Genomic DNA, 13,313 nt, shown 5'->3' with positions numbered 1-13,313 from the left:
TGGTGAGCTGTCGGCCGGGGAGCGCCCAGCGCCGCTTTGGGGCGCGCCCGAAAACGTCGTGCCGACCCTGTCAGTAGCTCAATTCCAGCATCACCACATGCCCTTGCGCCGCCGGCCAGGTCTGGCCCGTTACCCGTTCGCCGTTGAATTCGGCCGCGATGCTGCGCACGCCGCCAGCGGGCTTGACCTTGGCGGATGCCACGCCCGCTCCGGGGGGCACGCCAGCGGGCGGGGCGCCGTCCAGCAGCATCCTGTCGCGCGCCGGGTCCAGGTAGCCGCGGGGGCGGGCCAGGGTGATGATGCTGTCCGCGCCCTTGTCCGCGTCGGCCATGCGTTCAGGGCGCAGGTGGATCAGGTCGCTGCCGCGCGGGAAGCCGCTGCGGTAGATGTGGGTGGTGGCATAGCCGGGCGCGGTGATCACGAACTCGATGGGCGAGCCGGTGGGGACGGCGAGCGGGCCCCACTGGCCATCCGCGCCCACGGCCTTGCGCAGCAAGGCGCTGCCGGTGCGGGCGCCGGTGGGGGGGGCGGTCGTGTACACCTCCAGCTGCGCCCCCGGCAGGGGCAGGTTGTTGCTGAAATTGCCGGTCCTGGGGTCGGTGGAATCCACGCCCAGGCCGGTGACCTTGCCATTCAGCACCACGGCCTTCTCGGCGGCGATCTCGGTGCGTGCCGGGGCCTTGCCGGTGATGAAGCGGTAGGTGGCCTCGAACGCGGCGGGTGAATAGGATGTCTCGCGGTGGTCGATGCGCGGGATGACCACGTTGGTGGCGCCCTTGAGCTCGGGGCCTGCGGCCGTGACGTTGGTGGCCGTGCCCTTGGCGCCGATCCACACGCCGTCGGGCTGGGCGAACTTGTCGTTGTTGTCCGAGCGGATGGTCAGCCATTTCACCGGGCCGCTCACCTCGTCCCCTGCGGCGTTCTTGGCGGCATTCAGGGCCTTGAGGAACGGGCCGGTGCCCGAGAACTCGTTGCCTTCCCGAAAGCCTGGAACCGCCCACACGCCGTGGTTGGGCGTACCGCCGAGGATGGCGTGGCTCACGGTCTGGTCGCCGCCGCCGTTGTAGACGTAGTTGCGGATGGCATTGCCGCCGCGCGAGTTGCCCACCAGCACGACCTGTCGGGCGCCGGTGGCCTGGAGCACCTTGTCCACCTCGGCCTTCAGGTAGGCCATGTGCTCCGCCGCCGAGGTGCGGCCGGGCTGGGGCTTGCCGTCCTCGTCGCGCGAGAGGGGGTAGGGCACGTCGATGGCGTGCAGGCGTTCGCGCGGCCAGCCGTTCGACTCGAACCGCCACAAGGTGGTCTGCCACAGCGCGGCGGTGTCGCCGTTGCCATGCACGAAGACGATGGGCGGCGCCTCCGCCAGGCTGGGGCTGCGGGTGGCGCAGCCCGCCAGGGCCAGGCTGGCGGCGGCAGCGGCGGCCACCAGAAGGGAGCGGCGTGGCAGCAAGTGCGTGTTGTTCATGAGGGGGCTCCAGAAAGAAAAAATGCCCGTGGACCGGTGGGCCCACGAGCATTGCACGGTTGCGTGACAGTCCTCTTCAGGCAAACACGCCTGCGGTGTCCTGCATGCGGCTCGACACCTCGCCCAGGTGGTGCAGCGTGTCGCCAAAGGTCATTTCCAGCTGCGTGAGTTTCTTGAAGTAGTGGCTGCCGATGTATTCGTCGGTCACGCCGATGCCGCCGTGCAGCTGCACCGATTGCTGGCCCACGAAGCGCATCGATTGGCCCAGCTGCACCTTGGCGCGCGCCATGGCGGCGCGGCGTTCGGCGGCGGGGGCGCCCAGCTTGAGGCTGGCGTAGTAGCTCATCGAACGGGCCAGCTCCAGCTGCATCTTCATGTCGGCCACGCGGTGGCGCAGCGCCTGGAAGCTGGCGATGAACACACCGAACTGCTTGCGCTGGTTCATGTATTCGACGGTCAGCGACACCGTCTTGTCCATCACGCCCACGGCCTCGGCGCAGGTGGCGGCGATGCCGGTGTCCACGGCCAGCTCCAGCGCGGCCAGGCCGTCGGTGGTGAGGAGCGTGGCGGGGGCGTTGGCCAGCTGCACTTCCGCCGCGCGGCTGCCGTCCTGCGTGACGTAGCCCCGCGTGGTCACGCCAGCGGCCGAACGTTCCACGAGGAAGAGGGCGATCTTGCCGTCCAGCTGCGCCGGCACGATGAAGGCATCGGCCTGGTCGCCGGCGGCTACTATGCTTTTTGTAGCTGTTACCACATGTCCTGATTGCGCTTGAGTGGCTTTTGCTTCACAAACGTCCAGGCGGTAGCGCGCCTTGCGCTCCTGGTAGGCCAGTACCACCAGCGCCTCGCCGCTGGCCACGCGGGGCAGCCAGGCGGCTTGCACGGCGGCAGTGCCGTATTGCGACAGCACGCTGCTGGCGATGAAGGCCTGCGCGATGGGCTCGAGCACCATGCCGCGGCCCAGTTCCTCGGCCACCACCATGGCGTCGATGGCGCCCTGGCCCATGCCGTCGTGGGCTTCGGGCACGGTGAGTGCGGTCAGGCCCAGCTCGGCCAGTTCGCCCCAGGCGGCGCGGTCAAAACCGCCAGCGGCCACGGCGGCGCGGCGGCGCTCGAAGGTGTAGCCCTTGTCCACCCACTTGCGCACGGCATCGCGCAGTTGTTCCTGGTCGTCAGAAAAATCGAAATCCATGTTCTTGTCTCCTGGAACTTGGGTTCAGCCGAGGACGGTCTGAGCCACGATGTTGCGTTGGACTTCATTGCTGCCGCCGTAGATGGTGGTCTTGCGCAGGTTGAAGTAGGTGGACGCCAGGGGCGCGTTGGCGCTGACGCCGCCAGGGAAGTCGCCTTGCCAGCCCGCTTCCATCGCTTCTTCGATGAAGGGCAGGCTGAACGGGCCGGCGGCCAGCATCATCAGTTCGGCGTAGCGCTGCTGGATCTCGCTGCCCTTGATCTTGAGCAGGCCGGCGATGTCGAGCGAGTTCTTGCCCGATTTTTCCGCCGAGAGCACGCGCAGCACCAGCATTTCGAGGGCCACGACGTCCACTTCCAGCAAGGCGATCTGGTCGCGGAAGCGCTGGTCGTCCCACATGCCCTCGGTCTTGGCGATGCGCTTCAGGCGCTCCAGCTCGCGCTTGCTGCGGTTCACGTCGGCGATGTTGGTGCGCTCGTGGGAGAGCAGGTGCTTGGCGTAGGTCCAGCCCTTGTTCTCTTCGCCGATCAGGTTCTCGGCGGGCACTTCGACGTTGTCGAAGAACACCTCGTTGACCTCGCACTCGCCGTCCAGCAGCTTGATGGGGCGCACGGTCACGCCCTTGGACTTCATGTCCAGCAGCAGGAAGGAGATGCCCGTCTGGGGCTTGCCCTCGGTGCTGGTGCGCACCAGGTTGAACATCCAGTCGCCGTGCTGGCCGAGCGTGGTCCAGGTCTTCTGGCCGTTGACGATGTACTTGTCGCCCACGCGCTCGGCGCGGGTCTTGACCGAGGCCAGGTCCGAGCCCGAGCCCGGTTCGCTGTAGCCCTGGCTCCACCAGACTTCGCCGCTGGCGATGCCGGGCAAGAAGCGCTTTTGCTGTTCGGCATTGCCGAAGGCCATGATCACCGGGGCCACCATCACGGGGCCGAAGGGGATGATGCGCGGCGCGCCGGCGAGCGCGCACTCTTCTTCGAACAGGTGCTTTTGCACGGCGGTCCAGCCAGGGCCGCCGAATTCCTTGGGCCAGCCGAAGCCGAGCCAGCCCTTCTTGCCCAGAATCTTGGCCCAGCCCTGCATGTCTGCACGGGTCAGGCGCAAGGCGTTGTGGACCTTGTGGGAAATTTCCTGGGGTAGGTTGGCGTGGACCCATGCGCGAACTTCTTCGCGGAAGGCCTGTTCTTCGGGGGTGAATGCGAGATCCATGCGGCTTGTCTCCTGAGAAGTCCTGTTTGTAGCACGGTCGTTCGTTTTATTCCTGTCCGGGTGGCGACATTCCATCCGGCGCGGGGGCGATGCCCAGCTCGGCGCACAGCCGTTCCACGGTGGCGCGCAGGCCCGCCACCTGGGCTTCCAGCGCCTCCACCCGCGCCTGCAGTGCGGCCGGCGTGCCGCCACCGCCGCTGCCCGGGGCGGGAACGGCGGCGCTGTGGGTATCGACCGGCCCGCACAGCAGGTGCGCCCAGCGCTGCTCGCGCGCGCCGGGCGCGCGGGGCAGCAGCACCACCAGCGGGCCGCCTTTTTCAGCGCTGCGCTCCTGCAGCTCGTCCAGGAAGGCCTCCACCGAGGAGATGTCGGCGAACCGGTACCAGCGCTCGGCGTTGATGCGCAGCTCGCCCGCCGTCTGCGGCCCGCGCAGCATCAACAGGCCCAGCAGCACGGCCGACTGCTCGGGCACGCCCACGCCGCGCTGGAAGTTGTGCTCCCAGCGCGTGGTGCGGTTGCCGGTGGTCTCGAAGGCCAGCGTGAGGAGCTTGAGCGAGTCCAAGGCCTCCTGGGCGTCGGCGTCGCTCAGGTGCATCACCGGGTCGCGGCTGGTCTTCTGGTTGCAGCCCGTGAGCAGGCCGTTGAGCGACATGGGGTAGCTGTCGGGCACGGTGCGGGCTTTTTCCATCAGCGTGGCCAGCACGCGGGCCTCGTTCGGGGTCAGGGGGCGGGTTGCGGGGTCGAATGGCATGGCAGGGATAATCCGGGGTTGAGCGTCGCAGTGCAATTTATGAAGAACATCGTGATTTTGATCTCCGGCAGCGGCTCCAACATGGCCGCCATCGTGCGGACCGCGCAGCAGGAGAACTGGGAGCAGCGCCATGGCGCCCGTGTGGCCGCCGTGGTCAGCAACAAGCCGGAGGCCGCCGGCCTGGCCTTCGCGCGCGAGCAGGGCATCGCCGCCGAGGCGCTGGACCACAGGGCGTTCGCGAGCCGCGAGGCATTTGACACCGCACTGGCCGCCACCATCGACCGCCACGCCCCGGCGCTGGTGGTGCTGGCCGGGTTCATGCGCATCCTCACGCCCGGCTTCGTGGCGCACTATGCGGGGCGGCTGATCAACATCCACCCCTCTTTGCTGCCGGCTTTCACGGGGCTGCACACGCACCAGCGCGCCATCGACGCGGGCTGCAGGTTTGCGGGGGTGACGGTGCACCAGGTGACGGCGGAGCTGGACGTCGGGCCCATCCTGGACCAGGCGGTGGTGCCAGTCCTGCCGGGCGATACGGCAGACACCCTGGCCGCCCGCGTGCTCACGCAGGAACACGTGATCTACCCCCGCGCCGTGCGGGCGCTGGTGCGGGCCCCGTAGCGCACCCGCCATTGCGCGGGGATGCGCCGTGGTGAGCGGGCTAGAGGGTGCTGACCACCTCGGCCGAGTGGCCCTGCAGCACCTCCTTGACCCTGGCCGCCTGCTCCGCGCTGGTGGGGTGGGCGACCACAGCCCAGTGGTTGTGGCGCAACGCCGAGCGCACTTTGGTGATGAGCAGGACGTGGTCGGGCCGCATCGACAGGAGCCCCCCGCCCAGCATGCCGAACGTGGTGCCAAAACCCACCAGGGCGATGAAGGCCAGCAGGGGGCTGCTCACGATCATGGGGTGGCCTGCGTTGTAGAACCAGGCAAAGAGCGCCAGGCCTGCCACGGCTCCGGCGGCGCCCACCACGATGTGGGTCTGGAAGAAGGTGCGGGCAATGCCGCGCGGTTCCGGCTCGAGCGAGCGCGCGAACAGGTCGCGGCGCGATGCGCGCGCATCCTGCGGGCCCAGCAGCCGGACCTGTCCGGCCTGCAGGCCGCCGATGCGCAGCATCTGCGCCATGGAGGTCTCGGCCTGGCTTTGCTGGGCAAACAGGCCGGCGACCTTGGTGAGTGAGCGTTCTCCGAACAGCCCTTGGAGTAGATAGCCCATGGGAACCTCCTGGGATCAAGCCGGGCCCTCCGTGCCCGGCGATGTGGGTGGGAGGAATGCTGCAGGGAGCTGGCAGCCTCCCACCGGGTGCCAGGGCATGCGGGCCCAGAGCCCACGGTAGGCCGCATCTGGCCGGGGCGCTGTAGGACGCGGCGGGCCGTCGGGGTAGGTGCCCTGCGTTCGGGGGCATGTCGCCCTGCGCGACCAGAAACCCGTGGCGCCAGCGCAACGCGTTCCAGCTGGCCGATACCGCCTTCGCGCGTGCCGTGCCGTGGCGTGGCCGGACCGGGTTCAGCCGGGACCGGCCTCGTCGCCGCATTTCTCGAACCGGGGCCGCGCCACGCCATCGATGAGCACCTGCTCCTCGAACATGGCGGCGGGGCGTACCCACAGCCCCCGCTGGCCATAGAGTGCGCGGTACAGCGTCATGGGCTCCAGGGTCTCGCTGTGGCGCACGGTGTCGATCACCTCGTAGAGCATGCCCTTGTAGTGGCGGTACAGGCCCGGCGGGGTGCGGATGAGCGCGGGGAGGTCGTTGTCGTTCATGGTTAGGATGGCGGCTGAAAATCAACCAAGAGTGGGGGGACGCCAGTGGATCAGGCAGATTTTGTGCACATGGTGCGCATGAGCGAGCATGCCAGTGCCGACAACAGCCGAGCGTACCGCCGCAGCGTGGCCGCGTTCGCGGCGCTGGGCTATGCGTGGGTGCTCGGCTGCCTGGCCCTGGCCGTGGGCATCCTGGCGTGGGTGGTGCCGCAGCTCCTGCACGGTCGCTTTCGTTTTGCCATGGTGTGGCTGCTGCTGGGGGCTGGCGGCCTGCTGTGGGTGAGCCTGCGGGCCCTGTGGGTGCGCTTTGACGCACCCGCCGGCGTGGAGATCACGGTGCTGGAAGCGCCCGAACTGTTCGAGGCGCTCGACCGCATCCGCCGCAAGATCAAGGGCCCGCCCATCCACAAGGTCACGCTGAACGACGAGTTCAACGCGAGCATCCAGCAGCTGCCCCGCTTTGGCCTGCTGGGGGGCGCGGTCAACCATCTGAGCATCGGGCTGCCCCTGCTCATGGCACTGGATCGGCCGCGTTTCCTGGCCGTGCTGGCGCATGAATACGGGCATCTGCGCGGCGACCATGGCCGGTTTGCGGCGTGGATCTACCGCACGCGGCTGTCCTGGATGCGCCTGAACCACAGCCTGGCGGACGACGAAGGCCCGGTGGCCGCCGCCACGCAGGCCTTCATGCGGTGGTACTTTCCGCGCTTTTCCGCCAAGACCTTCGCGCTGGCGCGCCAGGACGAGTACGAGGCCGATCGCATCGCGGGCAAGCTGCTGGGCCGAGAGGTGGCGGCCGCCGCGCTGGCTGAAATCGAGATCCGTGGCGCGTGGCTGCAGGCGGAATTCTGGGGAAACCACTGGTGCGAGGCCGCGGGCAACCCGCTTCCCGTGGGCCCCTATCGCGCCATGCGCCGCTGCCTGGCGAAAGCCCCCGACCCGGCGTTCGCCAACGACGCGCTGCGCCAGGCGCTCAAGCGCCTGAGCAGCGTGGACGACACCCACCCTGGCCTGCGCGACCGCATCGAGGCGCTGGACGCAACGCCCACGCTGCCGGACTGGTCGCGCGGCAACGCGCTGGCCCTGCTGGGCACGGAGGCCAGGCGCTGGGTGGCCCACTTCGACAAGCAGTGGTGCCGCGACAACGCCACGGAGTGGAAGCAGCACCATGCGTGGCTGGGGCGCGTGCGCGCACGTGCCGAGGCCCTGGGTGCATCGACCGCCCAGAGCAGCGCCGCCGACCTGGTGGAGCTGGCGCGCCTCCAGCGCCATCTGGACCCCCGTGCCGATGTGCGTGCCCTCTACGAGCTGGCGCTGGAACGCAGTCCCGAATACCCCGCCGCCCTGCGCGGGCTGGTGCCTTGCCTGCCCGACGATGACCGCGAGAGCAAGCTCCAGCTGCTGCACCGGGTGTGGGAGGCGGGCAGCAGCGACCGCTACTGGGCGGCACGCACCGCCCTGGCCGAGCTGGAGACACCCCGCCTGGGTCTGGACCACGATGCCGCCGCCTTCAAGCAGTGGCGCAAACGGCTGGAGCGCGCCCAGGAGTCGGAGGAGCGGGCCTGGGAAGAGCTGTCGGGCACCTCGTTCTTCAGCCAGATCGTGCGGCACGACCTGAGCTCCTTCGAGCTGGCCGAGCTGCAATCGGAGCTGGCCCGTTGTGCGCCCCTCGCCCGTTGCTGGCTGGTGCGCAAAAACCTGCGCGAGCATCCGCAGCGTCGTGCGTACCTGGTGTTCCTGGAGCTGCCAGGCATGGACGACGAAAGCCGCTACCACCTGTGCCGCGCCCTGGAGCGCAATCTGAGCCTTCCGGGCCCCGCGCTGGCGCTGTGGGCGGGCGAATCTCCTTCGCTCAAGGAAATCGAGCGCCATGCGTTCGATCCGATCTATGCCCGTTGATGGCCAACTTTTTGCTCGTCCCTTTCTCGTCTGCACGGTGAGTTGCACACGGCGTACCCCTCCGGGGGGTGACGGGAAGCAGCTCAGGGGGTGGACAATACGGGGATGCATCCCAAAGTTCTTCTCGACGCCTGCGCCGAACTGGTCAGGCTCACCCTCACGTTTGAACACCCCGCCGACGCGGTGGTGTCACGGTTCTTCCGCGACAACCGGGGCCTGGGGCCCCGCGAGCGGGCCACGCTGGCCGAAACGGTCTACACCGTGCTGCGCAAGAAGCTGCTGTTCGACCACATGGCGCCCTCCGGCTCGGGCCCCAAGGAACGCCGCCTGGCCATCCTGGGTTTCTACGGCCCGCGCGATTTCCTCAAGAGCGCACTGACCGACCAGGAGAAGAACTGGCTCGACCAGTGCGACGCCGTCACGGTCGATGACCTGATGGAGCGCCACCGCCACAACCTGCCCGAATGGCTCGTCAAGCCCTTGAAGGACCAGCTGGGCGAAGGCTTCTGGCCGCTGGTGGAAAGCCTGGCCCAGAGCGCACCGCTGGATTTGCGCGTCAACGCGCTCAAGGACAAGCGCGCCGATGTGCAAAAGGAGCTCGCCAAGGCCGGCATCAAGGCCAGCCCCACGCCGTATTCGCCCTGGGGCCTGCGCATTGACGACAAGCCCGCGCTGACCAAGCTCGATGCGTTCACGCGCGGCGCCATCGAGGTGCAGGACGAGGGCTCGCAGCTGCTGGCCCTGCTGCTTGACGCCAAGCGCGGCGAGATGGTGGTGGATTTCTGTGCCGGGGCGGGCGGCAAGACGCTGGCCATCGGCGCGGGCATGCGCAGCACGGGGCGACTCTATGCGTTCGACGTGTCGGCGCACCGCCTGGATGCGCTGAAGCCGCGCCTGGCCCGCAGCGGCCTGTCGAACGTGCACCCCGCCGCCATCGCCCATGAGCGCGATGACCGGGTCAAACGGCTGGCGGGCAAGATCGACCGCGTGCTGGTGGATGCGCCCTGCTCGGGCCTGGGCACCTTGCGCCGCAATCCCGACCTCAAATGGCGCCAGTCGCCCAAGGCCGTCGAGGAGCTGGTGGCCAAGCAGACCGCCATCCTGGACAGCGCGGCGCGCCTGCTCAAGCCCGGCGGCCGCCTCGTGTATGCCACCTGCAGCATCCTGCCGCAGGAAAACGAGGCCATCGCGGACGCGTTCAGCGCCACGCACCCTGATTTCGAACTGCTAGACGCCGGCGAACTGCTGGAGCAGCTCAAGGTCGAGGGCGCCAAGGGCCTGTGCAGCGGCGGCGAGACAGGCAGTGGTTTTCTGCGCCTGTGGCCCCACCGGCACCAGACGGACGGCTTTTTCGCCGCCATCTGGTCCAAAAAGAGCTGAGTTACCGCTCTAAAGTTTCTAAATACGCGTAAATACTGTGGATACCCCTGAACTCTGCACGGGGTACTCCCTCTAAAATCAGGTACCCGCTCCGCTGGCGAGCGGGTTCTCTGTAGTAAGGCTTCCCGAATATGCTGTTACCCGATTGGGCTGTGCTGAACGCCGCCATTGACTGGCTCGGCCATGGTTTGTGGAACCTGGCCTGGTGGCAGATCATCCTGTACACCCTGGCGACGACCCACATCACCATCGCGGCGGTCACGATTTTCCTGCACCGCGCCCAGGCGCACCGCGCGTTGGATTTGCATGCCATCCCCTCGCACTTCTTCCGCTTCTGGCTGTGGATCGGCACGGGCATGGTCACCAAGGAATGGGTGGCGATCCACCGCAAGCACCACGCCAAGTGCGAAACGGTGGACGACCCGCACAGTCCCCAGACACGGGGCCTCGATACCGTGATGTGGCGTGGTGCCGAGCTGTACCGCGCCGAGTCGAAGAACATGGAGACCATGAAGAAGTTCGGCCACGGCACGCCGGATGACTGGATGGAGCGCAACGTCTATACCCGCTACGGCTGGCAGGGCGTGGGCCTCATGCTGATCCTGAACCTCGCCCTGTTCGGTGCCCTGGGCGCTGCCGTGTGGGCGGTTCAGATGCTCTGGATTCCCTTCTGGGCGGCGGGCGTGGTCAATGGCGTGGGCCACTACTGGGGCTACCGCAACTTCGAGGCGCAGGATGCCAGCACCAACCTGTCGCCCTGGGGGATCATCATTGGCGGCGAGGAACTGCACAACAACCACCATACCTACCCCACCTCGGCCAAGTTCTCGGTCAAGCCCTATGAGTTCGATATCGGCTGGGTCTACATCAGTCTGATGAAGAGGATCGGCTGGGCCACCGTCAAGAAGGTTCCACCCAAGCTGCAGCTGGGCGATGTGAAGCCCGTCGCGGACGAAAAGACGCTGGAAGCCCTCATCGCCAACCGCTACGAGGTGATGGCCGGTTATGCGCGCGGTGTGCGCCAGGCCTGCAAGGAGGAGATTGCCGCATTGCAGGCGCGCCAGGCCGATGCGTCGGTGCTCAAGGCCGCCAAGCGCTGGCTTCACCGCGATGCGGAGAAGGTGCCTGCCGTGGCCCTGCCACAACTGGCCCAGGCGCGCGCCGCGCACCCGGCCCTCGACAAGATGGTGACCATGCGGGAAGAATTGCGCCAGCTGTGGCTCAATACCTCGCACTCCCGCGAGCAGTTGACGGCCGATCTGCAGGCATGGTGCCGCCGCGCCGAGGAAAGCGGCATTGCGGCGCTGCGCGAGTTCTCGCTGCGGTTGCGTGCGGCCCAGGCCTAGAGGCGGCCGGCCGCCTGCCGCGGCGCCCGGATACGAAGGAAAAAGGCCTTGCCGTCCGGCAAGGCCTTTTTCTTTTCTGCCGCCTTGCCGCTTCACCGTGCGGCGTGCAAGGCGCCGCCAAGTGTCCCCTCCTTGCGGGCCTTCTCGCCCGCCGAGAAAGCCCTGCGCAGGCGTCTCCAGGCTTTCTGGCCCAGTCCGGGCACGGGTGTGCCTTCCACGATCCTGACTTCCGCCGGGCCCTGCGTGGCGCTGCCAAGCTGCACCCAGGTGGCCTGGCGGTGCTCCACCACCCACGGCAGGTGGTCGCCCGCCTTCAACCGCGCCAATGGTGGCGAGTGCAGCGCGTGCCCGAGAGAGCGGGGCGCAAGGCGGATGGCCACGTCCCCCCGGGTCGCGTGCACCCGGCTGCCGGGTGCGAGGCAGGCCCAAAGGCTCTGGCCGGGCGCGATATGCAGGGTGAGGAAAGGGGTGGGGATGGCGGTGAGCTGGGGGCGCGGTTTCATGGTGCGGGTCCTCCGGGGACAAAAGGCTGTAGCGAGGGCTTGAGCGTAGGAAATGCCGCCCCGCCGCAACAGGTACACGCTCCCCCGTGAGGAGGTAGAACAGCGGCGATAGCGGGCATGCTGTTATGGTTGCTTCTGCCCTTTCCTGTATCTGTACCCGTGGATGGCGTTCAGGCACCATCCACAGACCCGCTGCGGCGCCCATCCCATGGCGCAGCGGCACCCTTCGTTCTCCAGCCATGCCACGCTCCTCCGACACCCGGGAACCTCCCCTCTACCGCCAACTGGCGGGCTTGTACGAGCAGGCGATCGCCGCGGGCAGCCTCAAGTCCGGCATGCGCATGCCGTCCGTGCGCGAACTGTGCCAGCGCCATCAGGTGAGCCTGACCACGGCGCTGCAGGTGCTACGCCACCTCGAATCCCAGGGGTGCGTGGAGGCGCGCGAGCGCGTGGGCTACTTCGTGCGCGAACTGGGCGGCGTGGCGCTCCCGGAGGCGCGCGAACCCGAGGTGCATGAACCGCTGGCCAGCGACCCCCAAGCCTTTGCGGGTATCAATGAGCGCATTTCGGTTTTTCTGGACAAGGCCCGCCGTGCAGGCCCCCTGCCGCTGGACCTGGGCAGCGCGATGCCGGCGCCCAGCCTGTTCGATGCGAAGGCGCTCAACCGGCTTGCCCATGGCCTGCTGCGGGAGCAGCCGGACATCCTGGTGTATGGCCCTTCGGCACCCACGACGCATCCCGAGTTCCAGCAGGCCATGGCGCGGCATGCGCTCACCTTTGGCGTGTGCGTGGCCCCGGCGGACATCGGCGCCACCCACGGAAACTCCGAGGCGGTGAATCTGGCGCTGGATGCGGTGGCCGGGCCGGGCGACGTGATTGCGGTCGAATCGCCCACCTTCTTCGGCATCCTGCAGGCCATCGAGGTGCGCGGGCTGCGCGCGCTGGAGATCCCCTGCAGCCCCCACACCGGCATATCGCTGGAGGCGCTGGAACTGGCCGCGCGCAACGAGCCGCGGCTCAAGGGCGTGGTGGTGGTTCCTCATCTGCAGATGCCGCAGGGCAGCGTGATGCCCGACGCGCACAAGGAGCGCCTGGTGGCGCTGTGCGTGGAGCATGGCCTGGCCCTCATCGAGGACGATATCTACCGCGAATTCGTGGAGTCGCCGCATGTGCTGCGCCCCGCCAAGGCCTGGGACCGGCCGGGCGATGCGGGGCAGGTGATCTATTGCGCCTCGCTCAGCAAGAGCTTCGCCCCCGGCCTGCGCCAGGGATGGATGAGCGCGGGGCGTTGGCAGGCCCGGGTGCAGATGCTCAAGTTCGCCCGCACGCGCAACATGCAGACGTGGTCGCAGCTGCTGGCCGCGCGCAGCGTGGATTCCCCGGCCTATGAACGCCACATGCGCCGCATGCGTGTGCAGCTGCGCCTGCAGAGGGAGCAGTCCGCGCGGGCCGTGGCCCGCTACTTTCCGACCGGCACGCGGCTGAGCCTGCCTCCGGGAGGTTTGAGCCTGTGGCTGGAGCTGCCGGCCGGCATTTCGTCCACGCTGCTGTACGACCAGGCGCTGCAAAACGGCATCCGCATCGCCCCCGGGCCCATGTTCACCAACACGGGGCGCTATGAACATTTCCTGCGCCTGAGCTGCGGCATGCCCTTCACCGCGCAGGTGGAGGAGGGCTACCGCACGCTGGGTGCCTTGATGGCGGACCAACTGGCCGTGCGGGCGCACGCCTCGCGCAAGGTTGCCTAGGGGGCCGCCAGCGCTGCCCTGCGCACGGGTCTGGGCAGGCGCAGGGGGAAACAGGCATAAA

General features: G+C 68.2%; 12 protein-coding genes. 5 read left to right on the top strand and 7 right to left on the bottom strand.

Going from position 1 to position 13,313, the window contains the following annotated elements:
* Positions 1–70 precede the first annotated feature (70 nt).
* From AC1RCS_RS21705 to AC1RCS_RS21690, 4 genes are all read right to left on the bottom strand, one after another.
* A complete protein-coding gene (locus tag AC1RCS_RS21705) occupies positions 71–1,465 on the bottom strand; it encodes an alpha/beta fold hydrolase (protein ID WP_492245898.1) in 1,395 nt (464 codons plus the stop codon).
* 76 nt (positions 1,466–1,541) lie between these two features.
* On the bottom strand, positions 1,542–2,657 hold the full coding sequence (locus tag AC1RCS_RS21700) for an acyl-CoA dehydrogenase family protein (RefSeq protein ID WP_492245897.1): 1,116 nt from the start codon (positions 2,655–2,657) through the stop codon (positions 1,542–1,544).
* A gap of 24 nt (positions 2,658–2,681) precedes the next feature.
* Positions 2,682–3,863 (bottom strand): acyl-CoA dehydrogenase family protein, encoded by a 1,182-nt coding sequence (locus tag AC1RCS_RS21695; protein WP_218340011.1) that lies wholly within the window; start codon positions 3,861–3,863, stop codon positions 2,682–2,684.
* 46 nt (positions 3,864–3,909) lie between these two features.
* A complete protein-coding gene (locus AC1RCS_RS21690; RefSeq protein ID WP_218295739.1) occupies positions 3,910–4,614 on the bottom strand; it encodes a YceH family protein in 705 nt (234 codons plus the stop codon).
* Positions 4,615–4,653: 39 nt separating this feature from the next.
* Here AC1RCS_RS21690 and purN point away from each other — a divergent pair, with 39 nt between their 5' ends.
* A complete protein-coding gene (purN, locus tag AC1RCS_RS21685; protein ID WP_492245896.1) occupies positions 4,654–5,235 on the top strand; it encodes a phosphoribosylglycinamide formyltransferase in 582 nt (193 codons plus the stop codon).
* Between the two features lie 40 nt (positions 5,236–5,275).
* Here purN and AC1RCS_RS21680 read toward each other — a convergent pair whose 3' ends face one another.
* Positions 5,276–5,830 (bottom strand): hypothetical protein, encoded by a 555-nt coding sequence (locus tag AC1RCS_RS21680; protein ID WP_218295737.1) that lies wholly within the window; start codon positions 5,828–5,830, stop codon positions 5,276–5,278.
* 291 nt (positions 5,831–6,121) lie between these two features.
* A complete protein-coding gene (locus AC1RCS_RS21675; RefSeq protein ID WP_218340014.1) occupies positions 6,122–6,376 on the bottom strand; it encodes a DUF1653 domain-containing protein in 255 nt (84 codons plus the stop codon).
* Positions 6,377–6,421: 45 nt separating this feature from the next.
* On the opposite strand from AC1RCS_RS21675, the gene AC1RCS_RS21670 reads away from it, so the two are divergent.
* The 3 genes from AC1RCS_RS21670 to AC1RCS_RS21660 all read left to right on the top strand — a co-directional run bounded on the left by AC1RCS_RS21670 (position 6,422) and on the right by AC1RCS_RS21660 (position 11,001).
* Positions 6,422–8,275, top strand: coding sequence for a M48 family metallopeptidase (locus tag AC1RCS_RS21670; protein ID WP_492245895.1), 1,854 nt, complete (start codon positions 6,422–6,424; stop codon positions 8,273–8,275).
* A 105-nt stretch (positions 8,276–8,380) separates the two neighbouring features.
* Entirely contained in the window at positions 8,381–9,655 is a 1,275-nt protein-coding gene (locus tag AC1RCS_RS21665; protein WP_492245894.1) for an RsmB/NOP family class I SAM-dependent RNA methyltransferase, read from the top strand.
* A 131-nt stretch (positions 9,656–9,786) separates the two neighbouring features.
* Entirely contained in the window at positions 9,787–11,001 is a 1,215-nt protein-coding gene (locus tag AC1RCS_RS21660) for a DesA family fatty acid desaturase (RefSeq protein ID WP_492245893.1), read from the top strand.
* Between the two features lie 92 nt (positions 11,002–11,093).
* Here the strand turns inward: AC1RCS_RS21660 and AC1RCS_RS21655 are convergent, their stop codons facing one another.
* The gene (locus AC1RCS_RS21655) at positions 11,094–11,504 is read right to left on the bottom strand and encodes a hypothetical protein (protein WP_492245892.1); all 411 of its coding nucleotides are present in this window, start codon (positions 11,502–11,504) and stop codon (positions 11,094–11,096) included.
* Between the two features lie 239 nt (positions 11,505–11,743).
* Here AC1RCS_RS21655 and AC1RCS_RS21650 point away from each other — a divergent pair, with 239 nt between their 5' ends.
* Entirely contained in the window at positions 11,744–13,252 is a 1,509-nt protein-coding gene (locus AC1RCS_RS21650; RefSeq protein WP_492245891.1) for an aminotransferase-like domain-containing protein, read from the top strand.
* Positions 13,253–13,313: the final 61 nt, after the last annotated feature.

Source organism: Acidovorax sp. GW823-FHT01C06, assembly GCF_058798375.1.
This window is presented reverse-complemented; position numbering and strand designations above follow the sequence as displayed.